The sequence below is a fragment of the Niveibacterium sp. COAC-50 genome (assembly GCF_013184235.1).
GTDB classification, from domain to species: Bacteria; Pseudomonadota; Gammaproteobacteria; order Burkholderiales; family Rhodocyclaceae; genus Niveibacterium; species Niveibacterium microcysteis.
Window position 1 is genome coordinate 1,382,387 of the sequence record NZ_JABCJM010000001.1, and the last position, 20,900, is coordinate 1,403,286.

General features: G+C 63.3%; 19 protein-coding genes. 7 read left to right on the forward strand and 12 right to left on the reverse strand.

Going from position 1 to position 20,900, the window contains the following annotated elements; genetic code table 11:
• Nucleotides 1-6 precede the first annotated feature (6 nt).
• Entirely contained in the window at nt 7-1,212 is a 1,206-nt protein-coding gene (locus tag HH302_RS06170) for a sodium ion-translocating decarboxylase subunit beta (protein ID WP_172199682.1), read from the forward strand.
• On the opposite strand, the gene HH302_RS06175 is transcribed toward HH302_RS06170, so the two are convergent.
• From HH302_RS06175 to HH302_RS06230, 12 genes are all read right to left on the reverse strand, one after another.
• Nucleotides 1,213-2,775 carry a wax ester/triacylglycerol synthase family O-acyltransferase gene (locus tag HH302_RS06175; protein ID WP_172199685.1) on the reverse strand — a complete coding sequence of 521 codons (1,563 nt, stop codon included), beginning with the start codon at nt 2,773-2,775 and terminating at the stop codon, nt 1,213-1,215. It lies immediately after the preceding gene.
• Nucleotides 2,776-2,790: 15 nt separating this feature from the next.
• Nucleotides 2,791-3,603, reverse strand: a complete 813-nt coding sequence (locus HH302_RS06180) for a triacylglycerol lipase (RefSeq protein WP_172199688.1) — start codon at nt 3,601-3,603, stop codon at nt 2,791-2,793.
• Nucleotides 3,604-3,682: 79 nt separating this feature from the next.
• On the reverse strand, nt 3,683-4,378 hold the full coding sequence (locus tag HH302_RS06185) for an HAD family hydrolase (protein ID WP_172199691.1): 696 nt from the start codon (nt 4,376-4,378) through the stop codon (nt 3,683-3,685).
• A 75-nt stretch (nt 4,379-4,453) separates the two neighbouring features.
• Nucleotides 4,454-5,041 (reverse strand): TIGR00730 family Rossman fold protein, encoded by a 588-nt coding sequence (locus HH302_RS06190; RefSeq protein WP_172199694.1) that lies wholly within the window; start codon nt 5,039-5,041, stop codon nt 4,454-4,456.
• 74 nt (nt 5,042-5,115) lie between these two features.
• Nucleotides 5,116-5,889 (reverse strand): DNA-binding domain-containing protein, encoded by a 774-nt coding sequence (locus tag HH302_RS06195; RefSeq protein ID WP_172199697.1) that lies wholly within the window; start codon nt 5,887-5,889, stop codon nt 5,116-5,118.
• Entirely contained in the window at nt 5,886-6,722 is an 837-nt protein-coding gene (locus HH302_RS06200) for a DUF692 domain-containing protein (RefSeq protein WP_172199700.1), read from the reverse strand. The genes HH302_RS06195 and HH302_RS06200 overlap by 4 nt, the downstream gene beginning before the upstream one ends.
• 72 nt (nt 6,723-6,794) lie before the next feature.
• The gene (locus HH302_RS06205) at nt 6,795-7,055 is read right to left on the reverse strand and encodes a hypothetical protein (protein WP_172199703.1); all 261 of its coding nucleotides are present in this window, start codon (nt 7,053-7,055) and stop codon (nt 6,795-6,797) included.
• 94 nt (nt 7,056-7,149) lie between these two features.
• Nucleotides 7,150-7,692 (reverse strand): DoxX family protein, encoded by a 543-nt coding sequence (locus HH302_RS06210; RefSeq protein ID WP_253945992.1) that lies wholly within the window; start codon nt 7,690-7,692, stop codon nt 7,150-7,152.
• Entirely contained in the window at nt 7,689-8,465 is a 777-nt protein-coding gene (locus HH302_RS06215) for a DNA-binding domain-containing protein (RefSeq protein WP_172199706.1), read from the reverse strand. The genes HH302_RS06210 and HH302_RS06215 overlap by 4 nt, the downstream gene beginning before the upstream one ends.
• Complete coding sequence (locus HH302_RS06220) at nt 8,462-9,346, reverse strand: DUF692 domain-containing protein (protein ID WP_253946056.1); 885 nt, start codon at nt 9,344-9,346, stop codon at nt 8,462-8,464. The genes HH302_RS06215 and HH302_RS06220 overlap by 4 nt, the downstream gene beginning before the upstream one ends.
• Nucleotides 9,347-9,352: 6 nt before the next feature.
• Nucleotides 9,353-9,658 carry a DUF2282 domain-containing protein gene (locus tag HH302_RS06225; RefSeq protein ID WP_172199709.1) on the reverse strand — a complete coding sequence of 102 codons (306 nt, stop codon included), beginning with the start codon at nt 9,656-9,658 and terminating at the stop codon, nt 9,353-9,355.
• Between the two features lie 165 nt (nt 9,659-9,823).
• A complete protein-coding gene (locus HH302_RS06230; RefSeq protein ID WP_216661761.1) occupies nt 9,824-11,104 on the reverse strand; it encodes an OmpA family protein in 1,281 nt (426 codons plus the stop codon).
• 212 nt (nt 11,105-11,316) lie between these two features.
• Between HH302_RS06230 and tssJ the strand changes: the two genes are divergently transcribed.
• From tssJ to HH302_RS06260, 6 genes are all read left to right on the forward strand, one after another.
• Nucleotides 11,317-11,796 (forward strand): type VI secretion system lipoprotein TssJ, encoded by a 480-nt coding sequence (gene tssJ, locus HH302_RS06235; RefSeq protein WP_172199712.1) that lies wholly within the window; start codon nt 11,317-11,319, stop codon nt 11,794-11,796.
• A 21-nt stretch (nt 11,797-11,817) separates the two neighbouring features.
• The gene (tssK, locus tag HH302_RS06240) at nt 11,818-13,155 is read left to right on the forward strand and encodes a type VI secretion system baseplate subunit TssK (RefSeq protein WP_172199732.1); all 1,338 of its coding nucleotides are present in this window, start codon (nt 11,818-11,820) and stop codon (nt 13,153-13,155) included.
• Nucleotides 13,156-13,259: 104 nt separating this feature from the next.
• Nucleotides 13,260-14,576 carry a DotU family type VI secretion system protein gene (locus tag HH302_RS06245; protein WP_172199735.1) on the forward strand — a complete coding sequence of 439 codons (1,317 nt, stop codon included), beginning with the start codon at nt 13,260-13,262 and terminating at the stop codon, nt 14,574-14,576.
• A 19-nt stretch (nt 14,577-14,595) separates the two neighbouring features.
• A complete protein-coding gene (gene tssM, locus HH302_RS06250; protein ID WP_172199738.1) occupies nt 14,596-18,147 on the forward strand; it encodes a type VI secretion system membrane subunit TssM in 3,552 nt (1,183 codons plus the stop codon).
• A gap of 2 nt (nt 18,148-18,149) precedes the next feature.
• A complete protein-coding gene (tagF, locus tag HH302_RS06255) occupies nt 18,150-18,806 on the forward strand; it encodes a type VI secretion system-associated protein TagF (protein ID WP_172199741.1) in 657 nt (218 codons plus the stop codon).
• 23 nt (nt 18,807-18,829) lie between these two features.
• A complete protein-coding gene (locus tag HH302_RS06260; protein ID WP_216661762.1) occupies nt 18,830-20,848 on the forward strand; it encodes a serine/threonine-protein kinase in 2,019 nt (672 codons plus the stop codon).
• Nucleotides 20,849-20,900: the final 52 nt, after the last annotated feature.

Below are 20,900 nucleotides of genomic sequence, written 5' to 3' on the forward strand. Positions count from 1 at the left end.
AGCGCGATGCACGACATACTGAGCATGCAGCTGTTTCAGGGGGTGGCGACACTCATTGCGGCGGAACCGAAGATCGCGCTGGGCCGCATTGCCCTGATCGTGCTTGGCTGTGTCCTGGTCTGGCTCGGTAAGCGGGGGATTCTTGAAGAGCTTCTGATGATCCCGATGGGGCTCGGCATGGCCGCCGTGAACGCCGGTGTGCTGTTCATCAAACCGGGCACGTTTGGCACGCTGTTCGTCGACCCGCTCGCGAACGGAACGGACGCGGTGATGAACCAGTTGCAGATCGACTGGCTGCAACCGATCTATACGCTGATGTTCAGCAACGGTCTGATCGCGTGCCTTGTTTTCATGGGCATTGGCGTCTTGCTCGATGTCGGGTACGTGATGGCGCGGCCGTTCCAGAGCATGTTTCTCGCGCTGTGCGCCGAGCTGGGCACGGTGGTCGTCTTTCCGATCGCGATGGCGATGGGGATGACGCCGGGGCAGTCTGCATCGGTTGCGTTGATTGGCGGCGCAGACGGGCCAATGGTGTTGTTTGCTTCGCTGGTGTTGGCGCGCGACTTGTTCGTGCCGATCACGGTAGTCGGCTACCTCTACCTGGGCCTCACCTACGGCGCCTATCCCTGGATCATCAAGGCGCTTGTGCCGGAACGGCTGCGAGGCATTTCAATGGACGACGGGCCGGTGAAGCAGATCAGCGCCGGTCACAAGCTGATCTTCGCGGTTGCCGCGTGCGTACTGCTGTGCCTGCTATTTCCGGTCGCGGCGCCACTGTTCCTGTCGCTATTCATCGGTGTTGCGGTGCGCGAGGCGGGCCTCAAGCATTACACGGTGTTGCTGGGGGAACAGATTCTCTATGGTGCGACCCTCTTCCTCGGCCTGACGCTGGGTGTGCTGTGCGAAGCCGGTACGCTGCTCGACCCGGTGGTGCTGAAGCTTCTGTTGCTGGGCATGCTGGCGCTGCTGCTGTCTGCCCTCGGCGGGCTCGCGGGTGGCTATGCGATGTACTTTTTCACCCGCGGCCGCTTCAACCCGATGGTGGGCGTTGCTGGCGTGAGTTGCGTGCCGACGACGGCGAAGCTGGTTCAGAAGCTCGCAGCGGATGCTTCCCCCACGGCGATGATCCTCCCGCAGGCCCTGGGCGCCAATATCAGCGGCGTCATCACGACGGCCGTGCTGGCCGGTATTTACGTCGCGCTGCTGCGCTGATCAGTCTTTCTGAACAGCGCTGCGTGGCTTCACCGCAGCGCGTGCGCGTGAGGCTGGGCGCGACGAGACCGTTGCTTCCGGGCGCCCGGTACGGATTAGCTTGGCGCTGGCGACCTTCTTGCGTGTCGGGGTCGCCCTCTTGGTGGCGCGGCGTGCGTCGGCGATCGCCAGGTACTCCTGGAAGCTGTCTCGCACACTCTGCGCGAAGACTTCCGGCTCTGGCATCTGTTCACGACAGAAGGTCGGCGACACGATGATCTTGTCGTCGTAGCTCGTAACGGCGAATACCAGCCCCTGCCCGTCGGTGATTGGCATCAGGGCGGAGAAATACGTCATCCGCGCACCGATCAGGTACAGCGGTTCATCCGGCCCTGGCACATTGGTGATCGTGCAGTTCGCGCGCGGCGCGCGCTTGTCGACCTCCATTGCCGCGCGTGTCAGGAATTTGCTGGTGAATGCGAGCGTGGCGGCTGAGGCATGCAAGCGGCTGTCGGTCAGCTCACGCGCGCCGACACCACGTTCCATCAGTTCGCTGGCGGTCTGCTCGTGAATCGCACGCAGGCGTTCGACCGGGTCGGCGATGTCGGTGCCGAGCTGAACGCGAATCCACGCCACCTCCCGACGGGCGCCCGGTTCGCTCTCCGCATCACGCATGTAGACCGGCGCCATGGCCCACAGGCTTACTGAGGGCAATTCACCTTGCATGTCGAGAAAGTGGCGTAGCGCACCGCCACATACCGCCAGCACCGCATCGTTGATCCGCGCGCCAGGCACGAGATCGCGGATGCGCTTGAAATCGTCGAGCGGGAATCGCCGGGTCTCAAAGGCCCGGTACGGGGAAACTGGCGCGTTGAAGCGCGTGAGTGCGATCCGCGCCGGACGGTTGAGCACGTCGTTGACGAATGTGGTCACCATTGGCGCCAGGGTGCGCATGAGGTTGAGGCCGGGGCGGACCAGGCGGCTTGGCGGCCAGACGCTTCCGACGAGCCCGCGCGCCATCATCGAGAGCTCTCCCGGCGGTGTTTCCGGGAACCAGGGTTCAGGCGGTTCGGGCGGATGCGGTTTGGGCGTCGTGTCGTGGAGCAAGGACGTGATCTCGCTGCCTTCCTCCACATCCAGCGCGGCGTGGTGAAGCTTGGTCACCAGCGCGAAGCTGCCGGGAGGCAGATCCACGAAGCTGTCCAGCCCCTCGATGACGTACATCTCCCAAAGCGGCCGGTTGAGGTCCAGCGGGCGGGCGTGAATACGCGAGACCTGGATACAGAACTGCCGCCAGTCACCCGGCTTGGGCAGCGCGATGTGGCGGACGTGGAATTCCAGATCGAAGTTATCGTCTTCGACCCAATACGGAAAATCGAAGTCGAAGGGCAGGCGCTTGAGCTTTTGCCGGAAGATGGGCGAGCGGTGGAGCCGGCCTTCGATGTGCGCGAGGATGTCCTTGAAGCGAACCCGCCCGCCGGGCGCCGTCGACTGATCGTAGATGTGGATCAGCGTGACGTTGGAGTTGGCATGCGCCGAGTCCGAGTACAGGAAGGCGGCATCGTGTTCGCTGAGTTGTCGCATGGCGTCGTTGTGGCTTCAGATCGGCAGTGACTTGTGGGTCAACAGCCGGTAGAGGCGGCCGGTCAAGCCGCTCGGTTCGTAAGGGTGCCAGTCGCCTTCCGGTTGTGCGAGCCGATCGGCCACGATGTTGAGCACAACAGCGTTGAAGGCCAGACCAAGGTGGCTGCCCGGTACGCGAATGTTCTCGTGCAGCGTTGGGTCGCCATCAATGGTGGCCTCTTGTGGCGGCACCACGCCGTCGCTGAGCGAATACAGGCAGCTCATCGGAATCGGCATCCGTTTCTGCTCACGCAGGTCGCGCGCCTTGGGCTGCGCCAGGTGGCCGTGCGTGCCAAGCGGGTGGGCGATCAGTCGATAGATGGCCTTTACCAGCGGCGGTGACTGGCTGCCTTCGGGCCCCATGCTGACAGGGCTGCCCAGCGTGATGATGTTGCGCACGCATTCCGGCGCTGCTTTGGCGCCATACAGGGCGAACATGCCACCGAGGCTCCAGCCGACCAGGCTGACCTTGCGGCCGCTCTTGAAGTGCATGAAGCGGATCTTTTGCTGCAACGCGTTGGCGTGACGCGTCTGGAAGCCAAGATTACGCCCGAGGCCCCAGGTTTGGACGTCGTAGCCACGGTTGCGCAGGAAGTACTTGAGCGCGAGCAGGGAGCCCTCGTCGCCGAGGAAGCCGGGCAACAGCAGGACAGGGTGGCCATCGCCTCGCTCTGCGCTGGCAAGCAGCGGCAGCCCGGCGGGCAGGGCTGCAATTTCGAGCAGCGCGCGCGGCTCGATCAGCGAATGGAGCGGGTTCGGCGTGCCGGCGTGACTGTGTCGGGTCGTCATGACCAGACAGTTTGTTTCACAACCGGACTGATTGCAAAGGCAGCGGTCGTGCGGCAGACATTTTCTGCCGGCCTCGGGCTCAGGGGGTGCCAGCCGGCTCCAGATCCAGCGCGTTGCGCACGCGCGAGCAGATCTCCGCCGGGGTGCGGGAAATCAGTTCGTCCGGGACATCGAACTTCTTCGTCAGGCGCTTGTGGTCCTCAAACCCGTAGGCAGCGACGAAAGGGTGCATGCCGGCGGCGACTGCAGCACTGAAGTCGCTGAACTCGTCGCCACACGCATAGCTGCGCGCGGGGTTGATGCCGAACCGTTCGCGCGCCACGCGGAACGGATGGCGCTTATCGTCGCCGAGGGCAAGGCATGCGACGAAGTCCAGCGCAGTCAGGTCTACATCGTGCCGCGCAAACAGGCGCCGCAACGTGTGCGCAGGTTCGAAGGTGACGTTGCGGGTGACGAGGCCGACCCGCAGGCCCGGAGTAGCGATCAACTCGCGTAGCAGCTCGGCCATGCCCGGATAGAGTCTGGCCTCGTCGCGATAGATGTCGGTCAGCGTTGCCAGCACCTGCTTGCGGGTCTGCTTGCCGAACTGCTTCTTGAGGTTGCCGGGGAACTCCTTGATCCCGCCAAGGTACTTGAAGAGCTTGCGCCGCTTCTGGAAGCGTTCGAGGTCGCCAATTTCCATGCCATGGCGGGCAAAGGCGAGATCGATCGCCGCGAAGGCATCGACGGTGGTGCCGTCTGCGTCAAACAGGATCAGTCGTTCGCTGCTGTACATGGGCATCGTCTCCGACAATGCCCTGATTCTGGCCGGCGTGTATCACGGCAATGTGACGGTGCCGCGTAGCGCCGATCAGCCCTGTTGGGGGCTCAGGGTGGGCACCCAGTCGCCAGTCGGCGCGCGCCACGCACGCATCGCGGCCAGCAGGGCTGCTGGCGTATCGCCGACGCAGAACAGATCGAGGTTCTCCGGCTTCACGAAGCCTTCCTTGACCATGTGCCGCACCATGGCAAGCAGCGGCTCGTAGAAGCCTTCCACGTTGAGCAAACCTATCGGCTTGCGGTGGATGTGCAGTTGGCCCCAGGTGAGGATCTCAAATAGCTCATCCAGTGTGCCGTAGCCGCCGGGGAGGGCGATGAAACCTTCGGCGCGATCAGCCATCGCTGCCTTGCGCGTGTGCATGGAGTCTACGACCACCATCTCGGTGGCGCCGCGGTGTTGCAGTTCGCGTTCAACCATGAAATCGGGGATCACACCGAAAGCGCGCCCACCCGACTCGAGGCTCGCATCGGCCACGATGCCCATCAGGCCGATGTCACCGCCACCCCACACCAGTTCGATGCCTTGTTCGGCGAGCAGTTTGCCGAGCGCGATGGCGGATTGCCGATAAACCGGGCGCGTGCCAGAACGCGCACCGCAGAAGACGCAAATGGATTTCATCTGATCAAACCGTCTTGCTTGAGGGAGCGGCAGTATGCCTCGCCTCGCGCAACAGGGGGATGAAATGGCCCGCCTCACTCGCCTTGCAGGATCAATACACCTTGCTGGATAAGTGCCGAGAGCGTGTGCAAGACATCCTGGGCGGCGGTATCCGCCGGTTGGCTCGGAAAGGCATGTTCACAGGCGAAGCCGAGCGTTTCCCTGGCACCCAGGGCATCGAGCAGCTTGGCTTCGGGTGTGCCGAGGCTGCGAAATTGCACCGCGAGCCCGTGTCGCCAGACCAGCAACGCGTGCGCCGAACGCTCGGGCGCTTCGCTTTCGGTATCCGGGTCGGCTTGCAATTGGTGCCAGAGCGGTTCGATCAACCATTCCAGTGTCAGCACGGATACGCTTGGATGCACTGCGAACCGTAGAGATGGCCAGTGGTCGGGCGGATAGGTCGCCAGTTGGCGCAGGTCGGACATCGCACAATCCGCGGCATCAAAAGCGTGTCGCACAGCCCACTCCATGCGGATCAGGTCGGCCAGGGCAGGGTGAGGTAGTGCTTCCGGCTCACGGGTGACGAAATCGTACAGGGCGTCGCCGAACCACCGGATCGACGGATGCCGTGACGGATGGGCGCGGAGGTAGTCCACGCCCAGGTTCGCGAAGGCTTCATCCCCAAGTGCTGCGGCAAGCACCGGGTAGTTATCGCGCAGCGCGGCGACCATGCGGCCACGATAGGCATTGGCGTAGATCGCAAAGCGCGGTTCGACCGGCGTGCAACCGGCGGCGAGCAGCGCTTGTGGGCAGGTCTCCGCAAGCAAGCTGGCGCGAAATACGCGCTGCTGATCGAGCAATGAGGTCACGCGGCCACCTTGGTCGAATCTACACGCGAGGCAATGGCGCGTGCCTGATCGAGCTCCGCCAACAACTCGGGTAACGCCGGAATGTTGTCGTCCCGCTCGATCATCGTTGGCACCTGGCCGAGCCGCTCAACCGCATAGGCGTAGAGATCCCACACCGCGTTGCAGATTGGGTGATCGTGCGTGTCGATCAGGTAGTCGCCATGATCTTCGTGGCCCGCCAGATGGATCTGACGCACCCGATCGCCCGGCAGGCGATCGATGAAGCGGCGCGGATCGAAGCCGTGGTTAACGCTGGAGACGTATACGTTGTTCACATCAAGCAGCAACAGACAGTCCGCGCGCTGAGCTAACTCTGCCAGGAAGTCCCACTCAGCCACTTCATCGTTCGCAAACGCGATGTAGCTTGAGACGTTTTCCAGCAAGATCTGGCGGCCAAGGTAGTCCTGTACCTGGTCGATACGCTCCGTCAGATGCCGCAGTGCGGCCTCGGTGTAGGGCATCGGCAGCAGGTCGTGGAGGTTCTGATGGTCAACGCCGGTCCAGCACAGGTGATCGGAAATCCACGCGGGATCCACACGGCTTGCGAGGGCCTTGAGTGCAGCGAGGTAGTCGCGATCGAGCGGGTCGGTGGAGCCGATCGAAAGCGACACGCCGTGCATCACCATCGGATAGTCGCGGCGTATCGCGTCGAGATAGTGCAGCGGCTTTCCGCCCGGCACCATGTAGTTCTCACTGATGACCTCAAGCCAGTCAACGGCGGGCCGCGTTTCGAGGAAGTCTCGATAGTGCTCGACCCTGAGGCCGAGTCCGAACCCGTGCAGCGCATGGTTCATTGTGTGAGCGATCCCTCTGTATTTGATCTGGGGTGCCGGCACCGCGACGACTCGGGTGCCGGCGTGTTCGCATCAGGACTTGTCGACCTTGCCGCCGGCTTGGGTGCACTCAGCCGCAGTCTTCGTCTTGGTCCAGCCCTGGCCCTTGCAGGAGTTCTGGCCCTTACATTCGTTCTTTGCGGTCTTGCACTCGGAGTGACCTTTGCAGCTGTTGCCACCGACACACTTGACGCCCATGTCCTCGGCCGCCGCGACGTTCAACGGTGCAGCGCCCAGCGCGAACAGGGCTGCGGCGGCGGTTGCAATGGCGATTCCGGATTTTGCGTTGATCATGATGTTTCCTCTCTTTAGCGGGTTGTCGCCGATTGGGATCGGCTGCGATTGCACGAGGTGTGCAAGTGAGGTGATCGGACCAGGGGCGGATTCCTTACACAGCGGCGCCGGAATTTCTTTCCGCCATTGACTGCGCGCGGCCCAAGCGTGTTGAGATCAGATGGTCGAGCGACAAATAGCCGCCACCGCGGGCGATCAGTACCAGCAGCACCGTCGCCCAAACGCCGTGGGTGGGATAGGCATCCGGATAGACGAAGAGCTGGATCACCAACGTCATGCCGAGGAGCGCCGCTGCAGCGAATCGGGTGCCGAGCCCAATCAGTAACAAGATCGGGAACAGATGCTCGGCAAACGCCGCTGCCGTTGCCGCGAGAGCAGGATCCAGCAGGGGCAGTCGGTATTCGTCGCGGAACAAGGCGACGGCCGATTCGGAAAGCCGCGGCCAGCCGAAGTTGACGCTTCGGTCAATCAGGTCGATTGCAAAGCCGTCAACTTTCGTTTGCCCCGATTTCCAGAACACCGCTGCGATCGAGAATCGCCCAAGTGCGCAGAACAAAGAGTCTGGAATCCGCCCGGCTAAACCGACGGCCGTGTGTACGAATCTAGCGACGCTCGATGTTGAAGCGGTAGGCATCATGTGGATAGCTCCATGGTTGGGGTGATCGCTGCAACGCAGCGACACGCGATCAGGCTTGCAAAGCACTCGCGTAGGTCGAATGCGTGCGTGGTTTGGGTCGCACCGGCGCTCGCTTCCGCCAGGCATTCACCGGCGAGGAGGCGTTCGACCAGTGCGCCTGCCGGCTCACCGATAACGTGCAACGCGACCCGATCATCCGGCCGCAGGACAAGCACCGATTCGGGGTTGCTCACATCAACGCCTTGCATGGGATGTGCCCCCTGATGCGACAGCCAAATGCTGCCGACGGCCCAGTGCGAACGAACAAGGGAAGCAGACGGCAGCAGGCTGAAACGAAGGCCGGGCAGCAGCTCCGGTCGCGCGAGCCAACGGGCGAAGTCGGCGGCAGTGAGTGGGCTTGCATCGGCAGCATGCCAAGCCTGCACGCGCTGGTATTCCAGTCGTGCCACATCCGCCAGATACGGGTAATCGACCAGTTCCTCGAGCCCCGCGAGGCATGCTGGCAGCGCGTTGCCGTATTCGAACAGGGCAGGGGATTGCGGCGGGCTTACGTGGATGAAGTCGCGCGCGATGGCGCGGAAGCAGTCAGTACCGAGCAGTTGGCTGGTCACGGGAAAGCTGTCTTCCAGTGCACCAATCAGGCCCAGTACGCGATTGTTGCGATGGACTGCCATGCGCCGCGATAGCGATAGTTGCCCAGCATCGCGAAGACCAGACGCAGAGCAATCACCAACGTCGTGCAGCGCGCTGGCGAAGCATTCCAGCGCGCTCATGCTGCGTCCGATCTGCAGCGGCCAGCGTTGGCAAGCGTGAGGTCGACACGCCGGGCTTCCTGCAGCAAGCGGTCGAAACCGGGTAACGCGTTGTCCCACTCGATCAAGGTCGGTCGCGGGCCAATCCGTTCGAGTACCTTCCGATAGAGCGCCCAGACGCGATCACCTACAGGACCATTGTGGGCGTCAATCAGCAAAGCGACGCCGGTGTCGTCAATCTCTGTGGCAAAGCCCGCCAGGTGAATTTCGCCGACCGCATGGAGTGGCAGAGCCAGGATGTCAGCCCACGGATCGCGTCCGTGGTTGTTGGCCGACACGAACGCGTTGCTCACATCTAGCAAGAGGCCGCATCCGGAACGCGCCACAAGCGCGCTGATGAACGCGCCCTCGCTCATCGTGCTGGATTCGAATTCGACGTAGGTGGCGGGGTTCTCGATCAGAATCTGCCGACCCAGTCGAGTCTGCACCTGATCGATGTGGCGGCACACCCGCGCCAGCGTTGTTTCGTCGTACGGCAAGGGCAGCAAGTCGTTCAGGAACTCGCCTGCGTGGCTGGACCACGCGAGATGCTCGGAGAAGGCGGCCGGCTGGTATCGCGCGACGAGCGTGGCAACGCGCTCGAGGTGCGCTGCATCCAATGTTGCACCGCCAATCGAGAGGCCAACGCCGTGAATCGTCAGGGCGTGGTTGGCGCTGATCCATTCGAGCATCCGGTGCGCGGGCCCACCGGCGCCGAGATGGTTCTCGGCGTGCACTTCAAAGAACACGCAGCGGCCGCAATCGTCGCGCGCATCCTGCAGGTGTTGCGGCTTGAGCCCCAAACCAGCGCCGATGGGCAAGCCAGCGGCGCGGCGGCCGCGTGCGTCGACAAGCGGCATCATCACGAGTCACGCCTTTTTGGCTTTGAACGCCTTGAGTTGCCCGAAGCCGGTGGGTGATGTGGGCGACGGTGTCTTTTCACACGTGCCCTTGGGCACGTATCGCCATGAGTCAGCTTGAAAATCGACGCGCGACGTGCCGGCGCAGCTTGTGCCGGCGCCGGCGGCGCAATCGTTCTTGCCCTTCAGCGCGACGCCGAAGCACTTTTCCTTGTCATTTGCTTCTGCGGCGGACGCTGTCTGTGAGAGGGCCGCGCCGAGCGCTGCGGCAATGCAAAGGGCTGAAAAAGGGGCAAGTGCGTGATTGCGCGACATGTGGGACTCCTTGACGATAGGTGAGGAGCGCCCGCGTCTGCGGGCTGCTCGTATCGCAGTGGATCGGCCCAGCCCGCACTTCCTTACATACCCGAAATCAATTTACATAGCCGCGTCCCGTCATTGCCCGCGAACACAACGGCACTCAATTGCGCCACCCTTGGTTCAGCTGGCCGCACAGTCGATCACCTTGAATACGACGCGGCGGTCGAGCGCGTCGCTCGCATCATCACGTCCGTTACCGATGAGGTTTTCTCGCGAGCCCACGCCGTTGGCTATCGTGCGATTGCGCAGGGTAGGGGCGCTGGCCTCAAGCTTCTGCTTGATCGCTTCCGCGCGCAGCACCGAGATGCGCTCGTTCAAGGGTTCCGGGCCGCTGCGGCTTGTATGCCCGACGATCTCAAGGCAGGCCGAGCGCTGCGCAGTCCGCTGCGCCACCTCAGAGAGCCAGAAGGGGTACGCACTGCCGAAAGTGGGGTCCGCCGCAAAGGATGTTGAGCCTGGTTTGAACAGGAAGCGCACCGCCATGCGCTTCCGATCCAGGCCGAAATCCACGATTCGTTGGAAGACGACGCGAGCGGCGTCCTTGCGACCGAGTTTCCAGTTGGCCAGATAGACCCCGTTGAGGATCCGCAACTCATCGCCGGCCGCAGCCTGCATTGCAACGCTGTAGCTTTCGAGCGCCTCGCGGTAGCGGCCGCCGTTGTAGGCATCGATCGCGCGCTGCACGCTCGCTGCCGAGACGATCCGTGCGACATAGAAACCATCCATCGGATCGCCAATCTTGCTGCCCTGGCAGGTCTTGATGTAGCCCTCGGTCACGCTGTCCAGCGCCCAGGCAGGGCTATCGCGGAAGTAGGCCAGTGGGGTGATGTCTACACCCTCAGGTTTCGCTCGGGCGACCCCCTTGCCGACAAGCGTACGGGTGTCGAGGTCCGCGAGCGCGAGGCAAATCCGGTAGGCCTCGCGGACGCCTTGCGGCTTGCCCTGAGCGTCTATGCCGGTGAAGGTGCCAATCAAGACCAGTGGTTTGCGCTTGAGGTTATCCACCGTGAAGGGCTGGATCTCGAATTGCGCAAAGCGTTCATGCGCGATCTTGGCCAGACGCGCCTGCATCTGGCGGGTCGCCTGGGTTTGCTCGCCCGTTACGCCGTCGATCAGCGGGTCGATGACCACCAAGTGTTTCGTGCCGTTACCTGCCGCGGCAACACTGCCAAATAGTGCGTCGGCCGCCCGCTCCAATGCCTGCTCGAATGGCACCGGCGTCGGCGGTGGCGGCGGTGCGGGTGGCGTTGCCGCCGCGGGCGGAGCTGGCGGCGGCTCGGTTGCCGTTGCGCTCGGGGCAGGGCCTCCGCTCGAACAGCCTGCCAGCCCAGCGCACAGCAGGAAAAGCTTGAACGCGACCCGCAGGCTGCGCCCGATATCAAGGCTGTTTCGCAGGAACATGGCATCCCTCCAGTGAGTGCATGAACGACGAGATGCTGGCAGTGCGAACGCTCGCCTACGCCCTTCCTGATTGGTAGCAGGAGTTGGCCCGCTGCGCCAGCACTGCGTAAACCTTGCGTGTGGTGTGCAAGCTGTCGTTGCAGCCGGCGCGTTGGCTCGTGATAATCCGCTTGGCACTGATGACGAACGCAACTCTCCGAGGGTAGAACTGCATGAACTTCGTGTCACCGAAATCCCTGCTCGTTGCAACGCTCTGCGCGACGCTGGCAGCCTGCGGTGGAAAGGGCCTTGCCCCGCCACCGCCCCCGACGATAGTGCAACTCACCGTGGCCGCAGACAGCGCGGTCAACCCAGACGCCAAGGGCCGCGCGACGCCGGTTGTGGTGCGTTACTACCTGCTTGGCAACTCTGGCCCGTTTGAGGCCGCTGATTTCTTCTCGCTATTCGACGCTGACGAGAAGACGCTTGGCGCCACCGTGGTGTCACGCGAGGAGGTTGCCGTGCGTCCCGGCGAGCGCATCCAGAGCCGTCTGGCGCCGCAAGCGGAAGCGAAGGTGCTTGGTGTCTTCGTCGCCTACCGCGACCCGAACAAGACGCAATGGCGCGCCGTCGTACCAGTGCCCGCAAACAAGACGACCGCCTTCACGGTTGCTGTGCAGCGCGACCGTGTAACGATCACCCCTACACCCTGAGTTCGTTGCGCGGAAAACCTCATGTCCTGGTTCAGCAAGGTTGTTTGGTCCGAAGGCCTGTTTCTACAGCCGCAGCACTTCCAGCAGCAGGACCGCCATACCGAATGGTGGGTCGAGGCGCGTACCCGTCCGGTCTCTGCGCATTTCTGGGGGTTCAGTCACCTGGTCATCGACGAGGCTGCGCTGGCTGCAGGCAAGGTCGCGATACTTGAAGCGCGAGGCATCCTGCCCGATGGGACGCCGTTTGATTGCCCGACGATAGATCTTGCTCCGCCACCGTTTGATTTCCCGGCGGACGGCAAAGACGCGCTGGTCTGCCTCGCCTTGCCGCTGCGGCGCCCTCAGGCGGTCGAAGTCTCCGGGGAAGCTGACGCTGCCACACGCCTGGCGCGATACGAACCGGCCGAGGCAAACGTGCTCGATGCGCACACCGCGGATGCGGGTACGGTGCCGATCGAAGTCGGCCATCCGCGTCTGCGTCTCGAGTTGGCTGGTCCGCTGACCGAGGCGTTCGTCAGCATTGGGGTCGTGCGGGTTTCCGAACGCCGGGCGGACAACAGCCTCCTGCTTGATCGCGGCTACGTCCCGCCGGTACTGGGGTGCAAGGTTTCCAGCGTGCTCGGCGCCTACCTCAAGGAAATTTGCGCATTGCTGCGGCAGCGTGGTGACGCGCTTGCCTCGCGGCTTGCACAGCCGGGCGCTGGCGGCGTCTCGGAGTTCGCGGACTTCATCTTCCTGATGATTGCGAACCGCCATCAACCCGTACTCGATCAGTTCGCGCAGCTCAGCCTGCTGCATCCCGAGCGTCTACATGAACGGATGCTGGAGCTGGCCGGCGAGCTGGCGACGCTGACCCGTGCGGAGCGACGCCCGGAGAACTTTCCTGGCTATACGCACGACGCGCTCGACCAGTGCTTCCTCCCCCTGATGCGGGAAATCCGCCGAGGCCTTGCGACGGTGCTGGAACAGACGGCGGTGCCGATCGAACTGCAGGATCACAAGCAAGGGCGCTACGTGGGCATGATTGCCGACCGCGGCTTGCTGCGTCAGGCGGGCTTTGTGCTCGCAGTGAACGCCCAGGTGCCCGGCGAGGCATTGCGTGCGCGCTTCCCGACCCAGGCGAAACTCGGGCCGGTGGAGCGGATTCGCGAGCTCGTGAACCTGCAGCTGCCCGGTATCGCATTGCGACCACTGCCGGTTGCACCGCGTCAGCTGCCTTATCACGCGGGGTTCTCGTATTTTGAGCTCGACAACAGCGGCGAGCTCTGGAAGCAGCTCGACACTTCAGGCGGTTTGGGCATCTACGTGGCGGGTGATTTCCCCGGGCTGGAACTCTCGCTGTGGGCGATCCGCGCCTAATGCCGGCCGGCCCCGCTTGCGGAGCAGGTGAGCGCCCCCATACGACACATCATCGAATGCCGCACCCATACGCTGGGGCCGGCCACTGGAACGGGTGACAAGCGATGGCGCAAGACGATCCCTTCGGGCAGATGCCCTCAGACCGAACGCTGATTATTCCCTCCCCGGGTGCGCGGGCGGCTGCCGCTGCGCAGCCGGCATACGTGCCGCCGCCTCCCTCGGGCGGGCGCTTTGACAGGGTCGAACTGGGCGCGCTCGATTGGGATACGGGCCTCAATCCCTTGGTGGCGGCCGCGACCCCTTTGCTGAACCTTGTGCCGCAACTTCGGCAGGCCACCCACTCTGATCCGGCTGGCCTTCGCGAAATGCTCGGGCGGGCGATGCAAGAATTCGAGAACCGCGCGCGTGCGCGGGGTGCTCAGAACGAGCACGTGGTCGCTGCGCGCTATGCGCTCTGCACCTTCCTCGACGAGACCGCTGCCAATACCCCTTGGGGCGAGAAGTTGTGGGCGCAGCGCAGCTTGCTGGTTCAGTTCCATAACGAAGCTTGGGGGGGCGAGAAGTTCTTCCAGCTGTTGGGCAAGGTTGCCGAGCAACCGGATCAGCATCGGCCGCTTCTGGAGCTCTTTTACCTCGTGCTGTCGCTTGGATTCGAAGGGCGTTACCGCGTGCTGCAGAATGGGCGCGCGCAGCTGGACCAAGTACGCGAACGGCTAGCGCAGATGCTTGCCAAGGCGCGTGGCGAGCCAGACCGCGAGTTGTCGCCAAACTGGCGCACGACTGCGACGAGCCGCAAACCGCTACGTGACAGTGTGCCGCTATGGGCGGTGGCGGCGATCAGCGCGCTGGTGCTTGGGCTCGTGTTCGTCGCGCTGTCTTTCGCGCTGAACCGGCAATCCGACCCGACCTTCTCAAACATTCTCGCGCTTCGCGTCAAACCACCGACGCCGGTGGTGGCAAAGCCGGTCCAGGTGGCTGCGCCGGATCGACTTGCGAAGCTGTTGCAGGAGGACATCAACGCCGGACGCGTAGTCGTGCGTGATCTTTCGGACCGCAGCATTGTCACCGCACAGGGTGACGGCTTGTTCGAACCGGCCAGCGCGACCTTGTCGCCGAGCTTCGTCGCGATCCTCGACCGCGTTGGCGCCGCAGTCGCAAAGGTTGGCGGTTCGGTGCTGGTGCGCGGGCATACCGATAATCGGCCGATTCGTTCGGCCCGCTTCCCTTCCAACTGGCATTTGTCGAAGGCGCGGGCGGATGCGGTAGGCGAGGCGCTTGCGCCAAAGCTCAAGGGCGGTCAACGCGTTCAGACCGAGGGCAGGGCTGAGAGCGAGCCGGTCGCCTCCAACGAATCCACCGAGGGGCGCGCGCAGAACCGTCGCGTCGAAATCATCGTTTTCCCCGCCGCTGGCGGAATCTGAAACGGGTACAGGTCTTCCGATGAAACGCTTCTTCAAGGCGCTGTTGCATCCGGTGGTATTGGGCCTGCTCGGGCTGTTGGCCCTGGTGCTGGTGATCTGGTTCGTCGGCCCGCTGATCGCGATCGCCGGCCATGCGCCGCTTGAGCCAGAATGGGTTCGATGGACGTTGATCGCGCTGGCGGTGCTGATCGTCGTCGGGCGGTTTGCATACGTGAAGTGGCGGGCCCGAAAGAACAACGCGCAGTTGCTCGACGGGCTCGCAAGCCACGGCGGTGCGGAGGGCGACTCACCCGAAGTTCAAGTGCTGCGCCAACGTTTTGCCGAGGGCGTCGCGGTCCTCAAACACAGTCAGATCGGCGGGCCGAAGAAGGATGGCGCCTTTGCGAAGCTCGCCTCACTCGGCTCCAGTCGTTACCTGTATGAGCTACCGTGGTATGTGTTCATCGGCGCACCAGGTTCCGGAAAGACTACGGCACTCGTCAATTCTGGCTTGCGCTTTCCGTTGGCGGACAAGCTTGGTTCCCATCAGATCAAAGGGGTAGGCGGTACTCGCAATTGCGATTGGTGGTTCACCGACGAAGCGGTACTGATCGACACTGCCGGTCGCTACACCACGCAGGATTCCGATCAGGCTGCGGACCGCACCGCATGGCAGGGCTTCTTGGCGCTGCTGAAGAAGCACCGGCCGCGCCAACCGTTGAATGGCGTGTTGCTCACGATTTCGCTAGGCGACTTGCTCACGCAGGGCGAAGCGGCCGCAATGTCTCACGCGCAAGCCCTGCGCACGCGCATTCAGGAACTCTATTCCGAATTGGGCGTTCGTCTGCCGGTATACGTCCTGGTGACGAAAGCGGACTTGATTGCGGGTTTCACCGATTACTTTGGTGATCTGAGCAAGGAAGCGCGGGACCAGGTCTGGGGCACAACATTCGCCCCGGATGCACAGGGGGTGGATGCACAGGACCTCTCAACCCGCCTGCAGGGGCTTCAGGCCCGGGTCGATGGCTTGTTGCTTGACCGCCTGCAAACCGAACGTGACCTCGTCCGCCGTGGCGCGATCGCGGCGTTCCCGCAGCAGTTCGCGGCGGCTTCGCGCTTGCTGCGCGACTTCCTGGACAAAGTGCTCGCGCCGTCGGGCTTTGACCATCCCTTGATGGTTCGCGGCGTCTTTTTCACCAGTGGCACCCAAGAGGGCAACCCGATCGACCGCGTCCTCGCAAGCCTTGGCGGTGCTTTCGGGTTGGAGCGGCGCGTGCTGCCGCCGCAGGCCGGATCGGGCAAGAGCTTCTTCCTGACGCGTTTGTTGCGCGAGGTGGTGTTTGCCGAGCAGCGTTTGGGCGGCACCAACCTTAAGTGGGAGCGTCAGCGCGGTCTGCTTCGTCTCGCCGGGTTTGGTGCGATCGGCTTGGTGACGCTCGGGCTGCTTCTGGCTTGGACGCTGAGCTTTATCGGCAACCGCGGCTATGTGAATGAGGTGGATGCGCGCGTCGCAGAAATCGCACCGGCGGTTTCCGCTGCAGGGAGCGCACCGGTCGATGACATCGTAGGGATCATCCCGCTGCTTGGGTCTGTCAAGACCGTGTCGCAAACCGCATCCAGACCGGACGGGCGCTCCCCGTTGTCTTTGGGTTTTGGCTTGGGGCAGGGCGACAAACTGGACGCTGCGGGGGAGCAGGCCTATCGAAGTCTGCTGCGCGACGTGCTTTTGCCGCGGATCTCCAACCGTGTTGAAGCCCAACTTCGAGGCAGTCTAGACGGCAACAACCTTGAGTTCAGCTACGAGGCGCTCAAAACCTACCTGATGCTGCATCAGACCGCCCATTTCGATGCAGAAGCATTGAAGGCTTGGATCGCTCTCGATTGGGAACGTAATTTGCCGCAGAAGACTACGAGCGACCAGCGTGCGGCGCTGGCTTCCCACCTCGACGCGTTGTTCTCGGAAGGGCCGGTTGCATCTCCGGTTGAGGCCGACGCGGCGTTGGTGGCGCAGGCGCGCAACCAACTCCTGCGCCTGTCGCTTGCGGCACGGATCTATAGCCGGTTGAAGCGCCAAGGTGTAGGCAACGACATCCCGGCGTTCACCGTTGAACGCGCGGCCGGGCCCTCAGCAGCGCTTGTCTTCGTCCGCAAGAGTGGCCAACCGCTGTCGAGCGGGGTGCCCGGGCTCTACACCTATGACGGCTATTACAAAGGCTTTGACCGGGAGGTCGGCCGGGTTTCCAAGCAACTCGCCGAAGAGCAGGGTTGGGTGCTCGGCACCGAGGCCCAACAAGGCGGCGACGCGGCCAAGGTATCGGAAGACGTGCGTCGCTTGTACCTCGCAGACTACGGCAAGGTTTGGGAAGAATTCCTAGCCGACGTGACCTTGATCCGTTCGGCTTCATTGCAGCAGAGTATTCAGGTTGCTCGCGTCCTGTCGGCGCCCGACTCGCCTCTTCCGAAGTTCCTGCGCGCTGCGTCGCGCGAAACGACCTTGACGCGCCGAGCCGAGGATAAATCGGTTGTGGACAAGGCGGGCGAGAAGCTGAGTGGCGCCAAACAAGAGCTTGGCAAGATGCTCGGCATGGGGGACGCGGCGCCGGCGGCGCCCTCCGGCGCCGCGCTCGAAAGCCTCGTGGACGATCGTTTTGCGCAGATTCGCGCGCTTGTAACGGGCGATGGAAAAGCGGCGCCGATCGACGCTGTCACGGCGCTGCTCAACGATGTGTACGTGACCCTCACGGCGACCGAGACGGCCCTGCGCGACAAGGTTGCACCACCTCCCGGCGACACCGGGGTGCGGGTAAAGGCCGAAAGCGCCCGGATGCCGGAGCCGCTCCGCTCGATGCTTCAGCAGCTCTCTGCCGCAGGTACCACGCAGGCGCTTACCGCAACGCGAGAGAACCTCTCTGCGAGCGTTGGCGCCCAGGTCGGACAGTTCTGCCAGCAGGCCATCGAGGGGCGCTATCCCTTCGTCAAGGGCAGCAACCGTGATGTCACCCGTGAGGACTTTGCCCGCCTGTTCGCGCCGGGTGGTCTCATGGACGATTTCTTCCAGAAGAACCTCGCGCAGTACGTCGACATTTCAACGCGACCCTGGAGCTTCAAGAAGGTTCAGGAACAATCGCTCGGTGGATCGGGTAGCCTGATCCAGTTCCAGCGCGCGGCAACGATCCGCGACGTCTTCTTCCGCAGCGGAGGCTCGATCCGGCTCGATTTCAAGCCGCTTGAGATGGACCCCGCGATCACTCAGTTCACGCTGGATGTCGACGGCCAACTGGTGCGCTATGCGCATGGTCCGCAGGTGCTGCAATCGATTCAGTGGCCAGGTGCCAAGGGCGGGCTGGCCGCGCGGGTGCAAATCGCTCCGGCGGGTCCGAGCGGTGCCTCCGGCTTCAACACTGAAGGGCCATGGGCTTTGTTCCGGCTGTTCGACAAAGCCAAGGTGGAAGGGCTCGGCGCGCCAGAGAAATTCCGCGTCGTCTTCGACGTTGACGGTCGTACTGCGGCCTTCGAAGTCACTGCGAGCAGTGTGCAGAACCCGTTCCGTCTTCGCGACTTGAACGAGTTCCGGTGCCCGGCCGGCCTTTGAGCATGCAAGCAGCCGGTTGGTACGGAAAACTGCCCGCTCTCGGGGATTTCGCACAGCGACGCTTGGATGCCGAATTCGTCGCGGCGTGGGATCACTGGCTGCAACAGGCCATGCTGGAGAGCCAGCGCGTGCTCGGGGCCAACTGGCTGGACTGCTATCTCACCGCGCCGGTATGGCGCTTTGTGTTGAGCCCTGGCGTGATCGGCCCGCGTGGCTGGGCTGGCCTCATCGTGCCATCGGTGGATCGGGTCGGGCGATACTTTCCGCTGACCGTGTGTGTGCCGCTGGATGGGGTGGCTCTGGATCGCGCCGCGGTCGCGTCGCTCAAGCCATGGCTTGACCGCGTTGAAGCGGCCGCACGACGGTGCCTGTCGCACGACGCCACTGTTGACGGATTTGAAGCGGATCTCGCCTTGATTGGTTGCCCGGCATTCTTCCCAGACGCGCCATCGGATTCGGGGGCTGCCTTGTTGCAGCGTGCTTCCGTGGTCGAAGTATCGCGGGACGCCAGTGGCCCAGATCTCGCTACGCTCGCTGATAGCGTGTTGGCGCGCTTGCTTTCTGGCTATAGCCTATGGTGGCGGAGCGCCGGCAACGCCACCTTACATCTTCAATTGCCCTCAACGACGCGCTTCGGCAGCATGATTGGCCCGCAATAGCGGACCGATCGGCGGACTCGTGGATGAATCCAGTGTCAGATACAAACGACGACAAGACCGTAGTTCTCGGCGGCGCGGCGGCGATCCCCGCGCCACCTCCACCGCAACGCGAATCACACTCGCAGAACGCACTCCCAATCGGCACACGCCTTGGCGAGTTCGAGATTGTTGGGCTGGTGGGCGAGGGCGGATTCGGGATTGTCTATCTCGCGCACGACCACTCCCTTGAGCGCAAGGTCGCGCTCAAGGAATACATGCCGTCGTCTCTGGCATCAAGAGCTACCGATGCCTCGGTAGCGGTTCGCTCCGAGCGCCACCGCGAAACCTTCGAGGTAGGTCGCCGCAGTTTCGTGAACGAAGCGCGCCTGCTCGCCCAGTTCGATCACCCTGCGCTGGTGAAGGTGTATCGGTTCTGGGAAGCCAACGGCACCGCCTACATGGCGATGCCCTTCTACGACGGCATCACTCTGCGCGATGCGCTCAAGGCCCGCAACGGCGCGCCGGACGAGAGCTGGATTCGAAAGATCCTCTCGCCGGTGATGGATGCGCTCGAGATCATCCATCATGACAACTGCTACCACCGCGATATCGCGCCGGACAACATCATGTTGCTCCGCGACGACCGTCCGGTGCTGCTCGATTTCGGTGCCGCACGACGCGTGATCGGTGACATGACCCAGGCGCTCACCGTGATTCTCAAGCCGGGTTATGCACCGATCGAGCAGTACGCCGAGATGCCGGGCATGAAGCAAGGGCCGTGGACCGACATCTACGCGCTTGGTGCGGTGGTTTATTTCATGATCACCGGACGCACACCGCCGCCCTCAGTCGGTCGGATGATGCAGGACAACTTCGAACCCCTCGCGCAACTTGCCGCAGGACGTTACGACGACGCTTTTCTGCGCGGAATTGATCGCTGCTTGGCAGTAAAAGCGGAAGACCGCCCGCAATCGATCGCAGACATGCGCGCGCTGGTTGGATTCAGCAGCAGCTCGCCATTATTTGCCTCGACCAGCGCACCAATCGCCAACGCCGAACCCACTGCGAGCAAGCGCGACACCGGGGTGACGGTCGTTCAACCGACTGCGCAAGCCTCGTCACGCGGTGGTGCCACAGCAGAGGCGGCCACGCCGTCGAAACGGCCGAATGGCGTCTGGATCGGCGCCGCCGCAGGCAGCCTGGCGGTGCTGGGTATCGGGGCCTACTTTCTTTTTGGTCGTGGCGGTGCACCCGAGACACCAAAACCGGAGGCCGCAACGTCGGCGCCAGCGGTTGCGGCTCAGTCGGCACCCGTGACTGCCGAAACGCAAGTCGTGCAGTCTGCACCGGTTGCGCCACCTGCACCTTCGCGGCCAGTGAGTCTGTCCGCCGCTGAGCAGGCCCTTCAGGCGGGCGCGAGTGCGGACATTGGTGTGATGATCGACAAGGTCAAGAGCCCAGTCGTGATCGGCAAGGACGCCCTCACATTCAGCTTGCGCTCGAATCGGGGCGGCTATGTGTATGTGCTGTTGCACGACAAGGGCGCCGGCACTCTCTCCCGGATCTACCCGAATGCACTCGACCCGGACAACCGGATTGCTGCCGGCAAACCGATGCGTTTTCCGCGTGAAAACTGGACCTTCGACGCAGATCAGCCAAAGGGGGACTGGGAGGTCATCGGCATCGTTTCCGAATCGCCGCGTGAGTTCGACCAGCTGTCGCTTGAAACGCGCGATGGCATTGGGGTTGCCCCAATTAGCGCGGTGGAAGCTGCGTTGCAGCGAGGCGGCGCAGCTGCATTGGCGGGCACCCTGCATTGCACGGACGGAACATCGGCGTGCGCACCGAACTATGGCGTGGCGACCTTCACCGTGAGCGAAACGGATGTGGCGCCCGAGCCACAGGCTCGGAAACCCGCAGAGCCTGCGCCGCGTACCGAGAAACCGGCGCCGCAGGCGTCCAAGCCAAAGTCACAAGCTCAACAGCCAGGCGCAGAATCGGAAGCGGAGTACATGAAGAAGCTGAACAAGGATCTCGATCAGCTTCTTGGCGGCAAGAAGTAAAGTGTGGGCAGGCTTGCTGCCTGCCAGTTGGATGACGCCTGCGGTGATTACG